Source organism: Allobosea sp. RCC_152_1 (assembly GCF_041360765.1).
Classification (GTDB): domain Bacteria; phylum Pseudomonadota; class Alphaproteobacteria; order Rhizobiales; family Beijerinckiaceae; genus Allobosea; species Allobosea spartocytisi.
Window position 1 is genome coordinate 18,698 of the sequence record NZ_JBFUPU010000006.1, and the last position, 21,530, is coordinate 40,227.

The 21,530-nt window shown below is 63.6% G+C and carries 19 protein-coding genes and 2 pseudogenes; 6 read left to right on the plus strand and 15 right to left on the minus strand.

All coding sequences use genetic code 11. From position 1 onward, the window contains the following. The first annotated feature begins 16 nt into the window (after positions 1 to 16). Both AB6806_RS19405 and AB6806_RS19410 read left to right on the plus strand, forming a co-directional pair. On the plus strand, positions 17 to 1,333 hold the full coding sequence (locus tag AB6806_RS19405; protein WP_370955229.1) for a YeaH/YhbH family protein: 1,317 nt from the start codon (positions 17 to 19) through the stop codon (positions 1,331 to 1,333). Positions 1,334 to 1,346: 13 nt separating this feature from the next. After that, entirely contained in the window at positions 1,347 to 2,903 is a 1,557-nt protein-coding gene (locus AB6806_RS19410) for a SpoVR family protein (protein ID WP_370955230.1), read from the plus strand. A gap of 337 nt (positions 2,904 to 3,240) precedes the next feature. Here the strand turns inward: AB6806_RS19410 and AB6806_RS19415 are convergent, their stop codons facing one another. The 12 genes and pseudogenes from AB6806_RS19415 to AB6806_RS19465 form a co-directional block, all read right to left on the minus strand. Continuing rightward, positions 3,241 to 3,540: a hypothetical protein gene (locus tag AB6806_RS19415; RefSeq protein WP_370955231.1), complete on the minus strand. Its 300-nt coding sequence runs from the start codon at positions 3,538 to 3,540 to the stop codon at positions 3,241 to 3,243. After that, positions 3,492 to 5,156 carry an IS66 family transposase gene (gene tnpC, locus AB6806_RS19420; RefSeq protein WP_465247239.1) on the minus strand — a complete coding sequence of 555 codons (1,665 nt, stop codon included), beginning with the start codon at positions 5,154 to 5,156 and terminating at the stop codon, positions 3,492 to 3,494. Before tnpC ends, AB6806_RS19415 begins: the two co-directional genes overlap by 49 nt. Positions 5,157 to 5,240: 84 nt before the next feature. After that, positions 5,241 to 5,546: pseudogene (tnpB, locus tag AB6806_RS28975) on the minus strand (IS66 family insertion sequence element accessory protein TnpB); the annotation flags it as partial. After that, entirely contained in the window at positions 5,543 to 5,905 is a 363-nt protein-coding gene (gene tnpA, locus AB6806_RS19425) for an IS66-like element accessory protein TnpA (RefSeq protein WP_370955233.1), read from the minus strand. The gene tnpA and the pseudogene tnpB, both read right to left, overlap by 4 nt. A gap of 316 nt (positions 5,906 to 6,221) precedes the next feature. Beyond that, entirely contained in the window at positions 6,222 to 6,497 is a 276-nt protein-coding gene (locus AB6806_RS19430) for a type II toxin-antitoxin system RelE family toxin (protein WP_370955234.1), read from the minus strand. Positions 6,498 to 6,506: 9 nt separating this feature from the next. Then, complete coding sequence (locus AB6806_RS19435; protein WP_370955235.1) at positions 6,507 to 7,034, minus strand: hypothetical protein; 528 nt, start codon at positions 7,032 to 7,034, stop codon at positions 6,507 to 6,509. 219 nt (positions 7,035 to 7,253) lie between these two features. Then, on the minus strand, positions 7,254 to 7,439 hold the full coding sequence (locus AB6806_RS19440) for a hypothetical protein (protein ID WP_370955236.1): 186 nt from the start codon (positions 7,437 to 7,439) through the stop codon (positions 7,254 to 7,256). A 474-nt stretch (positions 7,440 to 7,913) separates the two neighbouring features. After that, the gene (locus AB6806_RS19445) at positions 7,914 to 8,159 is read right to left on the minus strand and encodes a hypothetical protein (protein ID WP_370955237.1); all 246 of its coding nucleotides are present in this window, start codon (positions 8,157 to 8,159) and stop codon (positions 7,914 to 7,916) included. Positions 8,160 to 8,209: 50 nt separating this feature from the next. Beyond that, on the minus strand, positions 8,210 to 8,392 hold the full coding sequence (locus tag AB6806_RS19450; RefSeq protein WP_370955238.1) for a hypothetical protein: 183 nt from the start codon (positions 8,390 to 8,392) through the stop codon (positions 8,210 to 8,212). 274 nt (positions 8,393 to 8,666) lie between these two features. Next, entirely contained in the window at positions 8,667 to 9,974 is a 1,308-nt protein-coding gene (locus AB6806_RS19455) for a hypothetical protein (RefSeq protein ID WP_370955239.1), read from the minus strand. A 310-nt stretch (positions 9,975 to 10,284) separates the two neighbouring features. After that, on the minus strand, positions 10,285 to 10,716 hold the full coding sequence (locus AB6806_RS19460) for a PIN domain-containing protein (protein ID WP_370955240.1): 432 nt from the start codon (positions 10,714 to 10,716) through the stop codon (positions 10,285 to 10,287). After that, positions 10,716 to 11,018 carry a hypothetical protein gene (locus tag AB6806_RS19465; protein WP_112765032.1) on the minus strand — a complete coding sequence of 101 codons (303 nt, stop codon included), beginning with the start codon at positions 11,016 to 11,018 and terminating at the stop codon, positions 10,716 to 10,718. Before AB6806_RS19465 ends, AB6806_RS19460 begins: the two co-directional genes overlap by 1 nt. A gap of 371 nt (positions 11,019 to 11,389) precedes the next feature. Between AB6806_RS19465 and AB6806_RS19470 the strand changes: the two genes are divergently transcribed. Then, positions 11,390 to 12,019 (plus strand): recombinase zinc ribbon domain-containing protein, encoded by a 630-nt coding sequence (locus tag AB6806_RS19470; RefSeq protein WP_370955241.1) that lies wholly within the window; start codon positions 11,390 to 11,392, stop codon positions 12,017 to 12,019. A 257-nt stretch (positions 12,020 to 12,276) separates the two neighbouring features. On the opposite strand, the gene AB6806_RS19475 is transcribed toward AB6806_RS19470, so the two are convergent. Further along, entirely contained in the window at positions 12,277 to 13,110 is an 834-nt protein-coding gene (locus tag AB6806_RS19475; RefSeq protein ID WP_370955242.1) for a transglutaminase-like domain-containing protein, read from the minus strand. 475 nt (positions 13,111 to 13,585) lie between these two features. Between AB6806_RS19475 and AB6806_RS19480 the strand changes: the two genes are divergently transcribed. Both AB6806_RS19480 and AB6806_RS19485 read left to right on the plus strand, forming a co-directional pair. Further along, positions 13,586 to 14,857, plus strand: a complete 1,272-nt coding sequence (locus tag AB6806_RS19480; protein ID WP_370955516.1) for a metallophosphoesterase family protein — start codon at positions 13,586 to 13,588, stop codon at positions 14,855 to 14,857. Further along, on the plus strand, positions 14,858 to 18,364 hold the full coding sequence (locus AB6806_RS19485) for an ATP-binding protein (protein ID WP_370955243.1): 3,507 nt from the start codon (positions 14,858 to 14,860) through the stop codon (positions 18,362 to 18,364). A gap of 158 nt (positions 18,365 to 18,522) precedes the next feature. Here AB6806_RS19485 and AB6806_RS19490 read toward each other — a convergent pair whose 3' ends face one another. Continuing rightward, entirely contained in the window at positions 18,523 to 18,819 is a 297-nt protein-coding gene (locus AB6806_RS19490) for a PilZ domain-containing protein (protein WP_370955244.1), read from the minus strand. Between the two features lie 232 nt (positions 18,820 to 19,051). Between AB6806_RS19490 and AB6806_RS19495 the strand changes: the two are divergent. Continuing rightward, positions 19,052 to 19,171: pseudogene (locus tag AB6806_RS19495) on the plus strand (integrase); the annotation flags it as partial. Between the two features lie 150 nt (positions 19,172 to 19,321). Here AB6806_RS19495 and AB6806_RS19500 read toward each other — a convergent pair. Beyond that, on the minus strand, positions 19,322 to 21,530 hold a 2,209-nt coding region (locus tag AB6806_RS19500), incomplete at its 5' end, for an autotransporter outer membrane beta-barrel domain-containing protein (protein ID WP_370955245.1).

Consider the following 21,530-nt stretch of genomic DNA (forward strand, 5'->3'; position numbering starts at 1 on the left):
CGGCCGGGAGCGCGCCATGCCGATCTTCATCGATCGTCGCCTGAACCCGAAGGACAAGAGCCTGGGCAATCGCCAGCGTTTTCTGCGCCGCGTGCGCACGGAGCTGAAGCGCAGCGTCCAAGACAATATTCGGACCGGCAAGATCGCCGATGTCGATCGCGAGCAGGCCATCTCCATGCCAGCTAATGGAACCGACGAGCCGCGCTTCCGCGAGGCGAAGGATAGCGGCCGCCGTCAGCATGTCCTGCCCGGGAACCAGCGCTTCTCTCCGGGGGATCAGTTGCCGAAGCCGGGGCAGGGCGGAGGCGGTTTGGGATCGTCCCCGGGATCTCAGGTTGCCGAGGATGATTTCCGCTTCGTGCTATCGCGCGAGGAGGTGCTCGACCTGTTCTTCGAGGATCTCGAGCTGCCCGACATGGTCAAGCTCAACCTCAGGGAAATCCTGACCTACAAGCCGCGGCGGGCGGGCTATTCGGTGAGCGGGGCGCCGACCAATATCAGCATCGCCCGCACCATGCGCAACAGCCATGGCCGCCGCATTGCGCTGCGGCGTCCCAAGAGCGAGGACGTCGAGGCGATCCTGCGCGAGCTCGCCAGGCTCGAAGCTGAGGAGGGGGTGGATCCCGGCGAACGCTATCGGCGCAGCAGCGCCCTGCGCGCGGAGCTCGTCCGGCTGGAGCGGCGGCGGCGGGTCATCGCCTTCGTCGATCCGGTCGATATCCGCTTCAACCGCTTCGATCCGCAGCCCCAACCGAATGCGAATGCAGTGATGTTCTGCCTGATGGACGTCTCGGGCTCGATGGGCGAACGCGAGAAGGACCTCGCCAAGCGCTTCTTCGTCCTGCTGCATCTGTTCCTGAAGCGGCGCTACGAGCGCACGGATATCGTCTTCATCCGCCACACGCACACGGCGCAGGAGGTGGACGAGGAGACGTTCTTCTACAGCACGCAGAGCGGTGGCACCGTCGTCTCCACGGCGCTGGAGGAGATGCAGAGCATTATCGCCAAGCGCTACCCTAGCCGCGAATGGAACATCTACGCCGCACAGGCCTCGGACGGCGACAATCTCGCCACGGATTCCGAACGCTGCCTCAGCCTGATGGACGGCGAGATCATGCGGCTCTGCCAGTATTTCGCCTATGTCGAGATCATCGACGAGCGCGAGAGCGAGATCTTCGGCTCGACCAATAACGGCACATCGCTCTGGCGCGCCTATCATGCCGTCAAGGACCGGTGGCGAAATTTCGACATGAGTCGCATCGCCAAGGCGTCCGACATCTACCCGGTCTTTCGGCAGCTCTTCACCAAGCAGCCTTCTGTGCAGCGAGACTGAGGGGAGAGAGCCGATGCTCAAGCACGCGCCCAGACGCGGTCTGCTGTTCTCCGGGTCGGACTGGAATTTCCAGACATTGTCCCACGCCTACGACGCCATCGACATCGTGGCGAAGGAGGAGCTCGGGCTCGATACCTACCCGGTCCAGATGGAAGTCATATCCTCGGAGCAGATGCTGGACGCCTATTCGTCGATCGGCATGCCGCTGATGTACCGGCACTGGTCGTTCGGGAAGCACTTCCTCTATCAGGAGCTGGTCTATCGCAAGGGCGGACGCGGGCTCGCCTACGAGCTCGTGATCAATTCGAACCCCTGCATCGTCTACCTGATGGAAGAGAACACCATGGCCCTGCAGGCCCTGGTGACGGCGCATGCCGCCTTCGGGCACAACCATTTCTTCAAGAACAACTACCTGTTCCGCCAATGGACCGATGCCGGCGCGATCTTAGGCTATCTGGATTTCGCTAAGAGCTACATCCAGCGCTGCGAGGAGCGGCACGGCGTCGCGGCGGTCGAAGCCATCCTCGATGCCGCCCATGCGCTGATGGAACAGGGCGTCTTTCGCTATCGGCGCCCGCCGCGGCTGTCCTCGGAGAAGCAGCGCGAAGGGCTGCGCGAGCGGCTGGATTACGAGGAGCGCTCCTATAACGACCTCTGGCGCACGATTCCGCGCCAGGCGGCGGCTGGTAAGGCTGGCGACATACAGGACGTGGCTGCCGAGCGGAAGAAGGCGCTGAACCTGCCCGAGGAGAACCTGCTCTATTTCCTTGAGAAGAACAGCCTGATCCTCGAACCCTGGCAGCGTGAGATCCTGCGGATCGTCCGGGTGGTCGCGCAATATTTCTACCCGCAGCGTCAGACGCAGGTGATGAACGAAGGTTGCGCGACCTTCGTCCACTACACCCTCATGAACGCATTGTTCGACCAGGGACGGATCGGCGAGGGCGCCATGCTGGAAATCCTGCGCAATCATGCCAACGTAGTCCTACAGCCCGGTTTCGATGACCCCCGTTTCTCCGGCATCAATCCCTATGCGCTCGGCTTCGATATGATGCGGGACCTCCAGCGCATTGCGACCGCGCCAACGGCAGAGGACCGCGACTGGTTTCCCGAGATCGCCGGCAATGGCGACTGGCGCGCCATCATGCTCGAGGCTTGGGCCAATCACCGCGACGAGTCCTTCATCCGCCAGTATCTGAGCCCGGCCCTGATCCGGAAATGGCGGCTGTTTGTGCTGTCGGACGTGGCGAGCGAACGCGTCTACAACGTCGCCTCGATCCACAACGAACGCGGCTATAAACAGATTCGGTCCACTCTGGCCGAGCGATATGATATCGGCGCAAGGCATCCGGATATTCAGGTCGTGGACGTTGACCTCCTCGGCCAGAGGCACTTGCGCCTCCAGCACAAGATCAATCGCGGCATCCTGCTGGAAAGCGACAGCTGCGATGCGGTGCTGAGCTATGTTCAGGCGCTGTGGGGCTATGAGGTCAGCCTGCAAGGGGTCGATGCGCAGACCGGGGCCACCGTCTATGAACGATCCGGCCGCGAATTCGTCAGCTCGTCGTAGTCCGTGTCCACCATCAGCGGGACCAGGTCGCCAGAAGCGATCATTTAGAGGTCCATCGTCGTCCTCGCGATGGTCATGGTCTCCGACAGAGTATTGCAACCGCGCTGGGCTGCGACATGGCTGCCATAACGCGCCGCCTCATATCCACGATGGCAAGGTCGTGGACACGCGAGACCGGGCCGTCCTCGATGCTTATGCCCACCGCGTCGAGATAGCCCGAGAGGTCGCGAAGATCACGAACGACGCGCTGGCCCGGGCCAGCAAAACCACCCACGGCCAGATCAAAGCACATGCCCAGTCGGTGTTCCGTATCCCTGCGGCGTAGGCCGCAGTGCGGCTACGTCGGGTCGTCGGATCGCGAGAGCAGGTTGGGATTGGCCTTGTAGATTTCGACGAGGCCCTTGAGCGTTTCGATGCCGAAGTCAGTGAACGCCATGACGCTGTCGTCACTGGGGCCGTAGACCCAGATCACGCCGTCCTCCGGGTCCATTTCATTGGCGACGTCCCACAGCCAGTCCTCGTCCTCGCCGAGCATTTGGGCGACGCGGGTGATGGTATGGACATGGTGGATCTTGTTGACCTGCAAGGTCAGGCTGCCGCGGCCGACAACGCGGATGGCTGGGGCATCCAGTTCCACGGCAACAACTCGTCGATCCGATGAGCCGGGTGCGTCGCGATCCTGGCGAGCACGTCGGCGAGCCAGGCCTGGGGATCGACATCGTTCATCTTGGCCGTGACGATGAGGCTGTACATGGCGGCCGCGCGTTGACCACCCCGGTCCGACCCGCAGAACAGCCATGATTTTCTTCCCAAAGCGATGCCGCGCAGCGCGCGTTCGGCGGCATTGTTTGACAAGCACACCCGCCCGTCTTCCAGGAACAGCGTGAAGGCCGCCCAGCGCTTGAGGACATAGTCGATGGCCTTGGTGAGGTCGTGGCCGCGGGAGAGCTTGGCTCGCTGCTCGCGCATGTAGACCGCAAGCGCATCGACCAGGGGCTTGCTCAGCTCCTGACGTACCGTCTGGCGTTCCTGCGCAGTCCTGCCGTTGATCGGCCGTTCAATCTCAAAGAGGGCATCGATGCGGCGCACGACCTCGATCGCGATGGGAGAGAGCGCGATCGTCTTCTTGCCCGACGCCTGCCGCCGGGCGTTCTCCTCAAGATCGGCCATGGCGAAGAACGGGCGCCTGGCGTGAACCCAGCACCCTGCCTCCAAAATCCGCCCGGGACTTCGCCCAGGCAGATAGAGCTGGCGATACCCATCGAAAGCGTCGGCCTGGAACAGCCCGGTATATCCGGCGAGATGGGTTTGTGGATGCTCGCCCTTGCGGTCGCGAGAGTAATAGAACGCCGCAGCCGGCGGCGATGCCCCACCGAACGGCCGGTCATCGCGGACATAGACCCAACATCGTCCCGTATCGGTCTTGCCTTTGGCCGGGACCGGCACCGTGGTGTCGTCGCCATGCAGGCGGTCGGCCGCCATGACATGCGCTTCGACCTGCCTCAAAATCGGATCGAGGGCCGCGCAGCCCGACCCCACGGCGTCGGCCATGGTCGAGAGGCTGACCGGGACGCCTTCCAGGGCATAGCGCTCGGCCTGTCGGTTCAAGGGCTGATGCTGGCCAAACTTCTCAAACAGGATCATCGCCAGCAGGTTGGCGCCGGCCCATCCACGGGGGATCACGTGGAAGGGCGCCGGTGCCTGGCTGACCTTCTCGCAATCCCGGCAGGTGAACTTCTCCCGCACGGTTTCGATCACCTTCCATTGGCGCGGGATCGCTTCCAGGGTCCGGGTGACATCCTCGCCCAGCTTGCGCAGCCGATTGCCGCCACAACAGTCGCAGGCCGTCGGTGGGTCGATGACCACGCGCTCGCGCGGCAGGTGATCGGGGAAGGTATTCCGATCGGGGCGCTTGCGGGTGAACCCCGCAACAAGCGTCGCCTTGGCCACGGCCAGCTCCGCAGCCAGTTCATCTTGCGTGGCGCTCGCCTCCAACTCCTCGAACTGCAGCGCCAGCTGGTCGATGAGCCGCTGCGAACGCTCGGAGCGAGGACCGTAGATCTGTCGCTCCAGCTTGGCGATCCGCAGCTTCTGATGGGCGATCAGGGCCAGGTCTTCGGACGCCTTCGCACGCGCCACCGCCAGTTCGGCGGCCACGTCGCGCGTCCTCGCGCGCTCGATCGTCAACGCCGCCTTCAGCGCTTCGATATCGTCGGGTAGGAAGAGCGGCGGCCATGACCATGAGTGAATCATGAATCGCGCCCGCTGACTCCTAAAAAATGAAGCGTTCCGACCTTCCCCGGCGCTGCTTGGTCGCCATGTGTGCCGAGGGTTTCGCCAGTCGATGCCGTCGAGCATATAGGCCAGCTGCGCCGCCGAGATTGCGACCACGCCCTCCGTCGGCGACGGCCAAATGAAGCGGCCCTTCTCCAGCCGCTTCGCATAAAGCGACATGCCCAGGCCGTCATGCCAAAGGATCTTGACCAGGTCGCCCCGGGCGCCTCTGAAGACGTACAAATCGCCCGCGTGCGGGTCGCGACCCAGTGCTTCCTGAACCTGAAGGGCCAGCCCCGTCATCCCCCGGCGCATGTCCGTCCGGCCGACGGAAAGCCACACCCGGACACCCGACGGAACCGGGATCATCGGCGCTCCAGGGCGTCAAGGATGCAACGCAGCGCCTTGCCGTCGATGCCGGCATCGACCCGGATGCGGTAGCCGCGCGGCAGTTCGATTTCCACCCGACCGGCATCAGACGCAACCGAGCTGGGCTTCTCAGCCTGCTCACCGGTGATCGTGATCGGCAGCAGCGAAGGCAGGCCTGCACCGGGCTCGGCCAACAATCCATCGCGATAAAGCCGGCGCCAGATGAAAAGCAGGTTCGTGTTGACGTCATAGCGCCGCGCAATCACCGACACCGACGCTCCGGGTTCTAAAGAAGCCGCGACGATCTCCCGCTTCCGCGCGTCGCTCCAACTCCGCCGAACACGCCGCGCGTCGCTCATGTCCATCATCGCCTTAATGGACACTGACCACCCTCACGCGCCAATCATCGGCACACCATCGGTCATCGACACCAGCCGAAAAAGGCGGCTCACGGCGGAGGGCTACGGTGTTCCGTGCCCGGTGCCGCGAAGAGGGCTGCCTTCCGCTGGTTGTGAAGCCGCATGAGGCCGTGCCCGGCCGCTGCCTGTCGCGGAGCAACTTGGATCGGCAGCGGAAGGTTGCCGCGGCAAACATCGCAATGGCCTTGCGGCGGTGTGCCGTAGCTGTGAGGTAGTTCGCCGGCGGGTCCGGGAGGATGCCCGGTCAGCGCGTCCCTTATCCGCGAGTCATCCGACGGTAGACGTTGTCGTGAGGACCCACGTCCACCAATTCGTAGTGATCGTCAGCCAGCCGCTTCATGATGACGCGGTCGCCATGGTGGGCGCTAATGATGAAATGGCCGCCTTTGCCTACAAGTGGGCGGAACTTTAATGCAGGCAGCGCGGGCTCTTGCTGAAATTTTCCGATCGCCGCAATCGCAGCCTTTCTGCGGTCCGGCGGTAACCCGTTTAACGCCTTTTTGAAACGGCCACCGAAGTCGATCCGAATCAAGGCAAGTCCCTAAGCCGCCAAGGCGCGCATCAGCGCCTGAGGGTCGTCAAAGCTTTGCAGGGGCCCCCGATCGTCATGATCGGCTGCCCATGCTCTGAAAAACAATGCGGTCTCGAGAAGCGCATCAATCTTCTCGCGCTCCAATGTGAGAAGCCGACCGCCGAAAGCCCGCGTTACAGCACCAAGCGAGGGGTCGTTTTCGAACTGGCGCTTAACGTCCCGACGAATCCGCTTTTCCAACCGAGCTGTCGCGATAGCAATCGTCTCTGCTATTTCTTCAGCCTTCTCCGCGCTCTCCATCGAAGCCGCAAGATCTTCGGCTGTGACGGGCCCGATCCAGCTATCGAGCGTGCTCATAAGCTGCGCGATTTGACTCTTCCAAGCCTCGGACTTGGCCCGCGCGTCATTCAGCAGATACTCGCCGAGCTTCTGCTGACGATCTGCTACTTTGGATAGGAACATACGCTCTTCGAACGCGATCGGGCGCGCGGGCGGAAGCGGAATGTCAAACTTGTCGATCGGCACAACGTCGAGCATGTCGATCCCCTACGTGCAGGTTACTCACTCCCATCACCATATGGCGATAGCGTTGAGGATTCCTACTGCAAATCTGGCACAGCCGTAACCCAATAGTAGCTTGGGATCCTGGTCCACTGCATTCCGTCCGCTGCCCGTCTAGGTCGAGTAGCTCAAGGAGGGTGACATATAATCGCCGCGGCGCGGTAGCCGCTGGCCTTCGTCGACTGGGTGTAGCCGTCAGGAGAGGTTGCGCCTCAGCAGTGCAATCGCCAACGCTTCCGACAGGTTCGGCTCTTCCTCTTTCGGCTTGAGGAATGCGTCGCCGATCACCTCGGAGATATAGCATCCTGTGATGTCGACCTGACCACCGATCTGAACTTCGGCATTCTGGCGCGGCCTCCATTGCGATGACTGCTTGCTCAAGGCTTATGAAGGTGCCGCTGAGCGTCGTATTCGGCAGCCTTTCAATTCGTCCATCACGCATCGGCATGGTTACCCGCCATCCCATTTCCTCAGCGCTTGCAATAAACGCGCTGTAGGGGTCCGGAATGGTCTTCTTAAGATCATAGCTCGCGACAAAGAATGGCATGGTTTCGTCTTTCGGTTGCGTATGTGTCGACATGCGATCCTGAGTCGTGCCGCCGCGCAATCAGGAGGCGGCTCCATCCACCCAAATCCACAGCCCCGAACACGAAATGGTTCTGCGCCTGCCCTTAGCTATTGACGCCAGGGTACTCGCCCATAATCTTGTACCAATGCAAGATTATGGGCTAAAAATGGGTGGTTGTCGAACCGCCATTTTGTAGGCATGCATTGGCCATCGTCGCGAAACGTGTCGCTACCGGCACCTCTCGGCCAGCGCGCTGCGCGAAACAGCCCTTTGCGACGATGCAAGAATTAGAGTTCGGCGATCAGCGCTGAAGGCAGCGCCGACGGCAAACCGAGGCTGGTTGTGATCGGCTTCGCCGCTGATGGCAGTCCCGCCGCCAGCGAGCCCGGCCGTTGTGCCCGGGCTTCGTCGTTCTGAGGTTCGTTTTGCCTCGCTACAGGCTTGGCGTACGGGATAAGCACCCGCCAAAGCTCGGGGTTAAGGCGCATACCGTGCGCCATCTCTCTGCATTGCTCTTCAGTGTAAGCGTCCATTTGGACCTCCAATCGTTCTTTATAAGGGAGGTTTCGCCAGCCGGCGCGCTTCAGGAACTCGCCCGGACGCCGCAATAGCAGCGCGGCAGGCCAAGCCTCACGCATTCGTCGCTGGCCAGGCGCTGTGCATCGGCCCAGCTCGCAACCCAGACCATCGGCAGCCATTCGCCGTGCTCACGCACCGCAACGCATGGCTTGCCGCAGACCATACCGATTGAAACCAGTTCGCTCATGGTGTCCTCCGAGGGCGATGAAATAGCTATCGCTCTCGAATGGTTGAGATGACCAGCACCGGGCTTGGTCATTCCTTCGGTTTAGGCAGCGCCGCAGCCACATAGGCATCAGAGGCTGCAAGGGCGGCCCCGACAATAGGCCGGACAAACGCTCGCAGGTCGCGGCGCTATTCCTCGCTCGACTGCTCCCAGGTGTATTGCCGCTTCTCGCGGGTCTGCTCGTGGAAGGATTTCGCCGCCGCTTCAACGGCAGCCCGAGTTCGATCGTCGTTCATCAGCTTGCCCCCGCGCTGTAAAGCGCCTGCATTAGGCTTTTGGCCTGATCCAGCGTTCCCGTGGCGATATAGGCACTGAACGAATTCTCTCCCTGTGCAAGGGGCACCATGCTTCCGCGGACAGCCCATTTAGAGCAATCGCCGCAGGTCGGGAAATGCGTCAGCGTGAACCGGGTGATCCTGCTACCGGTGTTCGCATGGCTTGTGACCGCATATGCACCCATCGCCGCGGCGCCGTCGCTCGTCGATATGATGACGCCCCCTCTGCCACTGGCTGGAAACCACTGGTACTCTTCACCGTTGCACCAGTTCAGTCCGCTGGTGACCTCCGCGAACACATTATTGGCGACATCGAACGTCCAGAACCTGTTGAACTGGCTATTCAGGTAGGCAGTCGGCACCTCAACATCGAAGGCGGTGATCGGGGCTGCGAGGGCGAAGACCGTTCGATACTGCGCGACCTGCGACAGGCCGTTCCAGCCCAGCGTCAGATCCTTTCCAATCTGGCTGCCGTGGTAGAGCCGGACCGAGTTGATGTCCTTATCGAGCGGAGTTTGCGGCAGGAGGAAATCGAGCGGGACGGCCCTCGTCTGCTGAACGCCGCCGGAGACGTTGGCGAGAACGCAGGGCGCGCCGTGGCGATAGAGCAAAGGGTCAGATCCGGAGGTAAACACGTCCCCGGCCTCGATGGGATTGAACGTTGGAGCCGCTCCCTCAACTCCGCCCGCATCGTTGAAGAAGATGTCTGCCTGCAGATAGCGGCCGTAGTCAGCGGTGTTGATGAACTCGATGTTGTTCCACCGCCAGGACGCCACAGCGCCGCCAGCGATGAGATCCGACTGCACGTTGAGCCCGCCACCCGATACCGCCTGCAGCGCCGTCGGGTTGGTTCGGTAGCGCATGTACCCAAAGGCGCCCAGGCTACCCTCGTCGGTGTAGCCCGCGATCCCCGTACCAGCGGCACCGGTCGCATGGTCCGACGCTTTTAGGAAACGATGTATGGCGGTCAGACCTGGAAGAGCCGAGCCGGATATCAACGGGTAGCCCAACACACCTTCAGTGGTGTACCCAGCCTCGCCAGCCTGCAACGAGGCCATGTGGTCCGGTCCATTCGACAACCGGTAGAGCGCGGCAGTCGCCGGCAACCCCGACGGCGAGTTCGGGACGTAGAAGTTCTGACCCAATCCGGGGAAGTTCTGATACTCGGCATATTGCCCCGTGGTCATATAGTCGTTGCCGCCAGGGTTCGCTTCCAGCAGCACGTTCCAGCGTGACGAGGGTAGGGCGTTGGACGGCGAGTCAGCCAAGAAACCTCCAGGGCGCCGCGAATCTAACGGGCGTGACGCGGGCGCAATAGCAACGGTAGCGCAATTTAAGGTTGAACCATGGCAGTGGGCAGATCGAGACTATCAATGCCCAGTCATAGGTCTGCATTCCGATGAAGGCGAATCGTCTCTCCACGGATGTACTGGGTGAGACACCGCTAGCGAGCCCGGCCCAAGCGGTCGGACTTTGTCGTTTTCGCAGGAACAACGAGAACGGCGCTCGGTTGGCATAGCGTTCGGAGGAATGCGCCATGGCCAAGGAACAACTGCAACGTCCACAAATTGTCCAGCTCTATCCGGGCTTCTCTCTGAGCGGGTTGAGGATATTGATCCCGAGAAAATCGCATTCATTGTCCGTGACGACGACGCAATCGTTCGCGGCGGCGATGGCGGCGATGATTGTGTCGAGCCCGCTGCGCGGACGGCCTTTGGCTCTACCTTCTGCCATCAACTCCGCCCAAACGAGACCGGCCCGTTCGTCGAAAGAGAGGATGCGCCCAGCGAACAGGGCCTGCGGACCTTGTGGCCCGCTGAACCAGGCATCGAGTTGGTCCCGACGTTTGCCGGCTGGCTTTTCGAGCACGCCTCGGCGCACCTCGGCCAGCGTTAGCGATGCGATAAAGAGGTCATCGTCGGACTGTTGAGCCATCCAGGCGATCAGCGACTCCGATGGCGCCGGCTTGGTGAAATTGCTGATGATGTTGGTGTCGAGCAGGTAGCGCATCAAATATCGACCTTCCGTCCTTCCTCACGCGGACGGGTCAGGTCGAGTTCGGAGCCGATAAGGGGCGAGGCCAGCAGCGCCTTCAGGATACCCCCCTTTTTCGGGGGCTCGCCGGAAATGGACTGTTTGACGGCCGCGCGCAGTCGATCGGCGTCGGAACCGCCCTCGGCCAGACGCTTAGCGACTGACCGGATCAGCTCGCGGTCGTCGTCGCGACCGATAACCTCGAACCGCGCCATACCCCGCTCGGTCAGGCGACTGCGATAGTTGTCGATTGCTCGGCGCTGAGGACTCTTGCTCATTCTGGCTCTCAGGACTATAACCGGTAATATAACCAGGGCGCCGGGAATCTGCAAGGCCGACAGGTCGCGAGGGCGGCTTCGGTCTTTGCCGAGGAAACCTTAATGCGCAGCAAGCCCGCCGAACATACCTACGCTGACGGGCGTTCGCGCCGTCGCCCGGACTTCATTGCACTATGCGGCGGTTTCAGATTGCCGCCGAGAGCTTTCCACGGCTGCCAACTTCGTCCGCCGGCTTCTCGACGCCCTTCCGCCAGCTAGACACGTTGAAGCGGTGCTTCCCGATGTAGGTCTCGCGGGTCAGTATCTGGTGGACGCCGCCGACACCCCACCGGCCGCCAACCGTAGAAGAGTTCGAGGAGGTCCAAGCGATCATGCGCTCGCGCAGCCCGCAACTGCGGGCGCCCCGTTTCGTGAGCGGCCGGACCTTGCTTGGCGGCGTGGCGTTCTGCGCCGATTGCGGTGGCGCTATGACGCTTCGAACGTCCGGAAAGGGAACCGAATACCGCTACTACACCTGCTGCACGGCTGCACGGCAGGGTCCGAAAGGCTGCAAGGGCCGATCAATCCCGATGGACGAGCTGAATGACCTGGTGGTCAGCAGTGTGGTCGATCGGCTCCTCAGCCCGCACTTTCTCGAAGAGGCGCTCAGCGCGCTTCTGAAGCGCCGGGATGAGGCGGCGGAACGCGAGACGGGAAGGAGCGTCGCGCTCAAGCGCAACGCTCTGGACGCTGAAAACAAGCTGACGCGTCTCTACGAGGCCATCGAGGCGGGCTTGGCTGATCTGACCGATTCGAACCTGAAGGGGCGCATCGCGGAGCTGGCCGATGTGGAGCGGGCAGAAGGTCGGCGGGGAGGGAGAATCGAAATTACCCGGAGGCCCTCCGGACGTTCGCGGCGGCAGCAAAGGACCGGATGCGGGGCGAAAATGGTTCTTTCCGGCGGAACTACATCCAGCAGCTTGCGCAGCGAGCCGAGGTGGGAACCGACGAAATCCGGATAGTCGGATCGAGGGCCCGGCTCCTCCAAACGTTCGTAGCGTCTGGAGGAAAGCCTGGAGTGGAAACTGCGGCGACGGCGTTCGCAGTTTCGATCTGAAATGGCTCGGCAACGCCGAGATCGCGAGATCGTCGCAATCGATGGCTCGATCGCCTCGGTCACTCCGCAAACGTCGGGTGACGGATGCTTTTGGCTTGGTGGAACACTGTCTCATATCCGAATGCCGGCCTACATCCGCCGTTGGCGCGTCCCGGACATCTCTTAGTTGCGGCCGACTAGGTCGCTCCCTTCCACCGCCTCGTCGGTCCAGACCTTGAAGCTTGTCAGCGTGTTCGGCCCGAATGTGGTGGCGATGGCAACATCGGCCGCATCCCGGCCGCGCGCGATCAGTACGCGACCAATACGCGGCACATTGTTGCGCGGATCGAACATCTGCCAGCCGCCTTCGAGATAGGCTTCGAAGGACGCCGCGAAATCGCCCGGTGGATAGGGCGGCGGCGTGCCGACATCGCCGAGATAACAGGTGCAGTAGCGTGCCGGGATATTCATCGCCCGGCAGAAGGCAATGGCGAGATGAGCGTAGTCGCGGCAGACGCCGCGGCCTTCACCATAGGCGTCGGTCGCCATGCGGGTTACGCTGGCATCGTTGTAGTTGAAGGCGATGCGCTGGTTGACGAAATCGCAAATTGCCTGAACGCGTGGTGCGCCAGGCCGAGCATGACCGAAGAGCTGCCAGGCGAGATCCAGCAGGCGGTCACTGTCGCAGAACCGACTCGCCAGCAGGAAGACGAGGCTTTCCTCCGGCAACTGTTCAACTGGGACTTGGCCGGCATTGAGGTCGTGGCTTTCGGGCAGGCCGCTATCGGAGATGATCGCGTCGGCGGTGATCCGCATCGGCCCCTGCGGTGCCAGCAGCCGAGTGCACCAGTTGCCGAAGCTGTCCCGGTAGGCGCTGACGGGCACCGAAGGCTGGATGCGGATATGGTCCGGTTGAACAAGGTCCGATACCCGACTAAAATGCACGTTCAGCATCAGGATGACGGGTGTCGGTTGCGGAAAATCATAGTCAAGTTCGTAGCCGATCCTGAGTTTCACGCGATGCCTTCTGCGCGATCATGCGCGCGAACATTGTCTGGCCCGTTGACTAGGCAGGCCATCATGCATCTTCTCAGCCACGGCGATATAGGCTGCGTTTGATCTCATCGGCAGGGGCTCGGCTATGTCCGCTTTCAGGCGCCGCGCAAGCCCCGTTCCAACCCCTAGCTGATATCCGAAATACCCGCTGAGCGGATAGGTGCATGCCCTTTGCGTACGCCACCGTGCTCCCCAGCGCCTTAATCGACGCTAGTTTGCATAAGGTGGTAAGGAGGCGTGCAAGTGTATGTTCGTCGTAGGCTGTGGAGGTGAAGCAGAGGGCGAGAAACCGTCACTTCCGGCGCGGCTGAGGCGTTGGGTTCTAGCGCCTCTTGGTTAAGGCCATTCCGATGGAGACCTACGGCTGCCTGCATTGAAGAGCACGCACCGGCCGCGATAATGAGTGTCGGCTAGAGCGCTGCAACATGGAGATCCAGTGACTTTTCGTTTTATCCATGCTGCCGATATCCATCTTGACTCGCCACTTCGCTCGCTCGCCATGCGCCATCCCGATCTGGCGGAGCTGATCGGCAACGCGACCCGGCAGGCCTTCGTGCGCATCATCGATCTGTGCCTGGCGGAACAGGTCGACGGATTGCTGATCGCCGGCGATCTCTATGACGGCGATCAGAGCTCGATGAAGACGGCGCGCTTTCTAGCCGAGCAGCTGCGGCGGCTCGATCAGGCCGGCATCCGCACCTTCATCATCCGCGGCAACCATGACGCGATGTCGAAGATAACCAAGGAACTCGTCCTTCCGGACTCGGTCAAAGTCTTCGGCGGCCGCGCCGAGACGGTGGAGCTGCCCGGCCCGGCGGGACGGGTCCCGATCGTGATCCATGGGCTGAGCTTCGCGCAGCCCCACGCTCCGGAGAGCCTGCTCGGCAAGTACCGGCCGCCGGTGGAGGGTGCGGTCAATATTGGCATGCTGCATACCAGCCTCGCCGGAACCCCGGGCCACGACCTTTATGCGCCGTGCAGCCTGGCCGACCTGCGGGCGATGGGATTCCGCTACTGGGCGCTGGGCCATGTCCACAAGCGCGCGATCGTCAACGATGATACCTGTACGATCGCGATGCCGGGCATGCCGCAGGGGCGTGACATCAACGAGGCCGGGCCGAAATCCGTCTCGCTGGTCACGGTCGGCGACGACCGCTCGATCGACATCGAGGAGCGCGTGACCAGCGTCGCGCAGTTCGAGCGGGTCACGGTCGATGTGACCGGGATGGAGGATTGGCGGGAACTGGTCTCGCGGCTCGGGCGCGCGCTCGAGACGGCGCGGAGCGCCGTCGGTTCGGACCATCTGGTGGCGCGCCTGCACGTCGTCGGTGCGACGTCGCTCGCCTGGCGCATCCGCCGGGACACGGATCTTCTGAAGACAGAAGCTGATGATCGGGCTGCGGCCCTTGGCTCATGCTGGGTGGAAAAGCTGGAAATCACCAGCCAGTTGCCGGACAGGCGGGAAGGGCCGACCGGGGACCCGCTGAGCGAGCTGCACCGTTTGATCGAGGGTCAGATCCTTGGTTCCGATGCCTTCAACGCTACGCTGGTCGGCATAGCGGAGGAGATCCGGGCCCAACTGCCGCAGGAATGCCGTGACATCCTGGGCTCAGACGAGGAGACCTTCAGGACGCATATCGAACGGCTCGCGCGCGACGGGGCCGAGACGGTCGTCGCGCGGCTGCAGGCTGCAGGCGAGGGCAGCTGAATGCGCCTCCGCCGTCTCGACCTAACGCGCTACGGCAAATTCACCGATTGCAGCATCGATTTCGGCGAGCGGTGTGAAGGCCAGCCGGACCTGCATGTGATCTACGGGCCGAACGAGGCTGGCAAGTCGACGACCTTCGCTGCCTTCCTCGACTTATTGTTCGGCATCGGCACGCAGAGCTCCTTCGGCTTCCTGCACCCCTATCCCACGATGCGGATCGGTGCGGCGCTGGAGCTTGGTGGCGAGACGCGTGATTTTGCGCGCATCAAGCGACCGCAGAACAGTTTGCTCGACGCCGGCGACCGCCCTATTCCAGAAGCCGCCATCCGCGCCGAGATCGGCGGGATCGACCGCGACGCCTACCGCACGATGTTCTCGCTCGATGACGAGACCTTGGAAAAGGGCGGCGAGAGCATTCTGGCGAGCAAGGGCGATCTCGGCCAGTTGCTGTTCTCCGCCAGCGCAGGCCTCGCCGATCTCAGCCAGAACTTGCTCGACCTCCGTACGGAAGCGGATGGTTTCTATAAGTTCCGGGCCCGGAGCGGGATGCTGGCGGAACTCAAGGCGCAGCTCGTCGCGCTGAAGGCTGAACGCGAGCAGATCGATACGCTGGCATCGGATTATGCGCGGCTCGTCGCGGCACGCGACAGCGCGGCACACCAATATGACGAAGCGGTCGGAGAGCGTGCCCGCATCCAGGCTCGGATGGAGGAGATTCAGCGCCATATTGCGGCGCTGCCCCGGCTCGTCGCGTTGCGTGCCGATCGCGAGCGTCTGGGCCCGTTTGCCGATTTGCCCGAAGCGCCGCCCGGCTGGGCCGCCGCGTTGCCGGCGCTGCAGAAGGAAGAAATCGAGCTCGCCGTCCAGAACCAAACCAATCGCGATGAGATCGCGCGGTTACGCAGCGAGATCGAGGCAATCGTCGTCGATGATGCCGCTCTTCGTCAAGCGGACGAGCTGGAGCGGCTCACCGAGCTGCGGGCGCGTTACATCACAGCGGAAAAGGATATTCCCGAGCGCAAGTTGCAATTGCGCCAGCTGGATCTGCAGGTCTCCGGAATCCTGCAGCGGATTGACCGGGACGGGCAGGCCGAGCCGCAGCGCCTCGTCCTGACCGTCGCGACAACCGGTCGCTTGCGCGAACTGATCGAAGCGCGGTCGGGCATCGACGCGGCGCTGCGTAATGCCAGCGAAGAATGCGCCGAAGCCCGTCGTCGCCTCGCCGAAGCCGCAAGAAAGCTGCCGAAGACGGATCAGGCGGCGTCGTTGCCCCAGGAGCGTCAGCGCGCAGTTGCGACATTGGCCGCGACGGTCGAGGTGCTGCGGTCATCGGATCATCAGGTCCGCCTCCGCGTCGCCGAACGGTCGCGCGCAGCGGCCCAGGAGGTTCTCGACGAACGTCTCCTGGCACTGCGGCCCTGGCATGGCACGCTGGAGCAGCTCGTCGGCATGACGGTTCCGAGACCGGACATGCTGCAGCGCTGGAAGGCGTCTCGGCGCGAGAATGAAGCCTTGCTGAGCCAGCACCAAGGAGAGATCGAGCGTCTCACCACCCAGATGCGCCATGTCGAGGCGGAGCGGGCGGGTTTGGCGGCGACGACCGGCATTGTGACCGATCGCGAGGCCGCCGAGATTCGCGCGCGGCGCGAACTGGCCTGGGCCGCGCATCGGCGCGATCTCGCTGCGGCCTCGGCGGATGTCTTCGAGGAAGCCCTGCGCCATGACGACCTCGTCGGTGCCGGACGGATCTCGCACATGTCCGACCTAGCGAGACTGCATCAGAGCGGGCAGGCCCTGGCCGTGGCGCAGGCCGATCTCGCCCGTGCGACGGAGCTCGGGGAAGGCGCTGCGGCTGCTCTCGCGGGCGTTGACGCCGAGGTCGCACAGGCCGTTCTGACCATGGTGCCGTCTTGGCTTCCGGCGCCGTCGCTGCTGGAACTCGAGGATTGGCTGTCCTGTCGCAGCCGGGTTCTGGAGGCGCGGGAGATCGTGCGGATGGCCGAGCGAGATCTGCATGCGGCGCAAGCGGATGCTGGCGAGGCTTTGTCTCAGCTTCGCGCCGCGCTGGAGCGGGCCGGAATCGTCTATGCAGCGGAGGCGGATGTCGGCGTCCTACTTGCGGAAGCTCAGACCGGTCTTGAGAGCGAGGCGCAACGGTGTCGGCTCTACGCCGAACTTGAGGATCGGCGTCGCGATGTGGCGAGGCGCGAGCGCAGCGCCGAACAGGCTGAGGCGCAGCAGCGGGATTGGGCCGAGGCCTGGTCCGCGACCTGCCGCAATTGCTGGCTCGCGGAAGCCGGTGCCGTGCCGGCGCTTGGCGTCGTGCGCGAAACCTTAGCCGCGGTGGCCGACCTCGCGCCGACTCTGGAGAAGCGCGCGGGTCTGATCGATCGCATCGACAAGATGGAGAAGGACCAGGCCGCATTCCGCGATGAGGTCGCGATTCTCGCGCGCGCCTTGGGCATTCCGCGGGAGGCGATGCCGGTTCTCGATCTCGTCCGCGAGATCGTCGACACGATCCGGAAGGCGGGCGCCGATCAGGAGCGTCGCACGCAACTGCTGGCCCAATTGAAAATCGCCGAAGATCGGCAGCGGACTCTGGCCGAAAAGAACGAGATCCATGCCGGGCAAACGCAGAGGATGATCGCCTTCTTCGAGGTCGCCTCGCTGGCTGATGTTGCCGAGGCGCTGGAGCAGATTGCGCAGCGCCATGTGCTGCAGGAGCGAGCGGCGGAAGCTGAGCGCGACATCCGCGAGGCGATGCGCAGTGTCGACCTCGCTAGTGCGGAGGCAGCGCTCGACAATGCGTCCCGCCCGGCTCTGGAGGCAGAGCTGAGCGAGTTGAAGGTGCGTTTCGACGATCAGGACCGGCGCTGCCACGAACTCTTTGCCGCTCGCGCGACGACTGTCGATCAGGTCGAAGCGATCGGCGGCGATGCCACGGTGGCGGAGATCGAAGAGCGCCGCCGCACCACTTTGCTGGAGATCGAGGATGGGGCACTGCGTTATCTGCAGTTGCGCGCGGGGGTTGCTGCGGCGGAGCAGGCTCTCGCGATCTATCGGGAGCGCCATCGCAGCTCGATGATGGAGCGGGCCTCGGCCGCGTTCCGGACGATTAGTCGCGGCGCCTATTCCGGCCTCGCGGCACAGCCTGGTAAGGATGGTGAGACGCTGATCGCGCTTGCTGCCGGCGGCGGCTCGAAAGCCGCGGACGAACTGTCTAAGGGCACGCGCTTCCAGCTCTATCTCGCGCTACGCGTCGCAGGATACCACGAGTTCGCCAAGGCGCGCCGCGCCGTGCCTTTCGTGGCCGACGACATCATGGAGACCTTCGACGATTTTCGCGCCGAGGAAGCCTTTCGCCTGTTCGTAGACATGGCACGGAGCGGGCAGGTCATCTACCTGACCCACCACCAGCATCTCTGCGAGATCGTCCGGCGGGTTTGCCCGACGGCGCGGCTCTATCGTCTGGACGAGCAAGAGGTGCAGCGCCGCCACATTGCATGACGTCGGAGAAGTGGACTTGAGATGGCTGATATTGCCATCGAATTGCCTTCGATCTCGAAATTAAAACTTGGCATCGTGTAGTGGGGCCGACGATGGACCACCTCGCTGATCCTGAGCTCACCCGGCGCCGGAAAAAGTGGATCCTCGGCGCTTTCCTTCTATGGACGTTGCTTCTGCAGGCGGGCGTTGGGAAGGTCGACGGATCGGAATGCGATTCCGATCGAAGAACGATCCTGCCAAACGATCCGAGCTTCTCGGTCAACGCCGATAGCCTGCGAGGTGATATGAATTGCCCCTGTTTCGTTAAAACCGACGGGAACTCTCAGCATCGCGCCACCGACCGATATATCCCGGATCATGCAGCTGAATATTGCCCCGCTAGCCACCTTGAGCTTGGCAGGCTGCACTCGGCGTTGCCGCTCAGTGGCGCGATTTGAACGGTCAGACATGATCATGCTGATAGCCGAACACGTGTATCCTTCCACTGAAGTGGCGGGCTAAGATTTTAGCCGTCCGGTTCGCATTGCCCTCCGAAGAGGTCGAGCGCGGTCGCCATCAGACGAGCGCTCCGCCGGAATTGAAGCCGAATGACGGAAACGCGCGAAGGCATGGTTCCGGCGTAGCCGAAAGCCCGGCCCGCAGGGCGACGCCCCGGACAGTGCTGATCAACGGCGCGGGCGGGGATGCACCGGAAATCTGCGCGCCTGTCAGCTCCTTCTCGGCCATACAAAGCTGGAAAGCACCGTGCGCTACCTCGGCATCGAGGTCGACGATGCGCTTCTCCTTTCCGAGCAAACGGACCTATGACACCTGGCACGGCGGCCACCCGCCGTGCCATTTTCACCATTCGGCCAACGCCGCCCTTGGCGCAATCGAGGCACGCTAGGCTCGGGTTGCCAACTTTCCGCCACTCAGCGGCCCCCAGAAGGGATCGCGCTCAGCCCGCTGCCTGGTCCGTCAGAACTTCACCGCGAGCAAGCCCTTGAAGACATGGTCCTGCGCGTCCTGGGCAAGCTGTCCAGTATAGGACAGGCCGAGCGTCGCGGTCGGGCTGATGGAGAGATCGAGGCCGCCTTCGACGAGGGCGGCATCCCTGGCGATCGGCAGGCCGGCGACGATGAAAGCGCCGGAGCCTGAGAAGGCGAGCGTCGCGGTCGGGTCGACATCGCCGAAGGCATGGCGCCAGGCGAGCCCGCCGCGCAAGGTCAGGTCCATGCCCTGTATGGCGAACGAGGTCGAGGCGCGCAGGCCGAGCGTGGAGTTACCCACGCTGGTGTCGTCCCTGCGGCCGGAGAGGGCTGCCGCGCCTCCCGCCTCGCTGAAGCCATCGGTATGCAGGTTGACATAGGCGAGGCCGGCAAAGGGCTCGAGCGCCACCCGGCCGAGATCGACCCGGTAGCCGAGCTCGCCGAAGACCTGGGCGGTGCCGGCGGTGTAATCGGCCCTCAAGCTGTTGCCAAAGCCGGCGACGGCGATGGTGCGGCTGGTCGAGACGTCGTGCCAAGTATAGCTTGCGCCGGTGCGCAGGCCGAGCGCGCCCCATTGCCCGCCACCATAGAGGCCGAGATGGTAGTTGTCGCTCTCGCCCGAGGAGCGCCGGCCCTTCACATCGAACTCGGAGCGGCTGTAGCCGGCAACGACACCGACGCGCAGGGTGTCGAACACGGCAGCATCGGCACCGATGAGGAAGCCGCCGGTCGAGCGCGTCAACTTGGCGGCGTTGCCATCGCTATCCGTCCGCCCCCAGGCCCCATAGCCCTGGCCCCAGACCGCGAAGCGCTCGGCCGGTGCCAGCGTCGGCATCGGTCCTTTCACCGCCGGCGCCAGATCGGCCGTGAAGCCGTAGCTCATGGTCGCCATCGGCGTCGCGCCAATTGAGCCGAAGGCCGAGCGCAGCCGGTCGTTCATGGCGTTGCGCAAGAGCCAACTCTCCTCGACCAGCGCGGTCTTGGCCGACGCATGCGCATCGCCCGAGAGCGCGTCGAAGGCCACCCGCGCCGAGGGGGCGTCGAGCATCAGCAGGCTGTTGTAGAGCGCCAACGTTCCGCCGACCTGCGGCAGCGTGTTCAGGGCCAGCGCCGTCGCGAACTGATTGCGCGTCTGCGCCACGCTCTGGAACACGGTGGGCGGCGTGACCGGGGGCGTCATCGGATCATTGCCCTTGACCTGGATGACAAGGTCCATCTGGCTGGGGTGCTGCTCGATCGCGAGATCCAGGAAGGCCGAGCGCGAGACTGCGCTGGGGGCGGCCCCGGTGACACCGCCGGTTGCCGTCAGGATCGTATAGCGCTGGCCGCTGACGTAGCTGGTCTGCGAATCGAGCGCGGTGACCCCGACCTGGCTGCCCGCCGCGGTGGCGCTGCCGGTCGCAGCGATCCGGTCGGATGTGCCATTGCCTGCGATCTCGACCTCGTAGGTCGAGCCCGGCGCCAGTGTCAGGTTGCCGGCGACGTGCAAGGTACCGATCGAGTTGCCCGGCGCGATCGTGGCACCGGACTGGATCGTCGTGGCGCCGACTATGCCGTTGCCACCAAGTGACGCGCCGGCGAGTACGGTCACGGCCGAGCTCGCGAGCGCGCCATTGACCGAGAGCCTGCCGGCCTCGACCGTCGTCGTGCCGCTGAGACTGCCGCCGGTGGTCAGGTTCAGGCTACCGGCGCCGCGCTTGCTGAAGCTGCCGCTGCCGTCGATCGCATTGGCGAATGCCGCATCAACAGGCTGGTCGATGACAAGCGCCGCATTGTTCAGGATCGCGCCGCCGCCGAAGCTACCGACCTGGCCGATCAGCCTGCCGGCCGCGATCACGGTGCCGCCGCCATAGCTGTTCATGCCAGCCAAGGTCAGCGATCCCGGGCCCAGCTGCTGCACGGCGCCTGCGCCCGCGATCGTGCCACTGAACGTCACAGCGTCCGCGCGGCTGAAGGCGAGCGTGCCATTGTTGACGACATCGCCGATGATCGAACCGGAGGTGCCGCCAGCGCCCAGCTGCAAGGTCCCGCCGCTGATGGTAGTGCCACCGGTGTAGGTGTTGGCGCCCGACAGCGTGAACGTGCCCGTGCCGCTCTTGGTGACAGTCCCCGAGCCGGAGATGACGCCGCCGATCGTGCCGTTTCCAGCGCCTTCGAGGCTGAGCGCATTGCCGCCCGCAGCGATCGCGCCGCTGAAG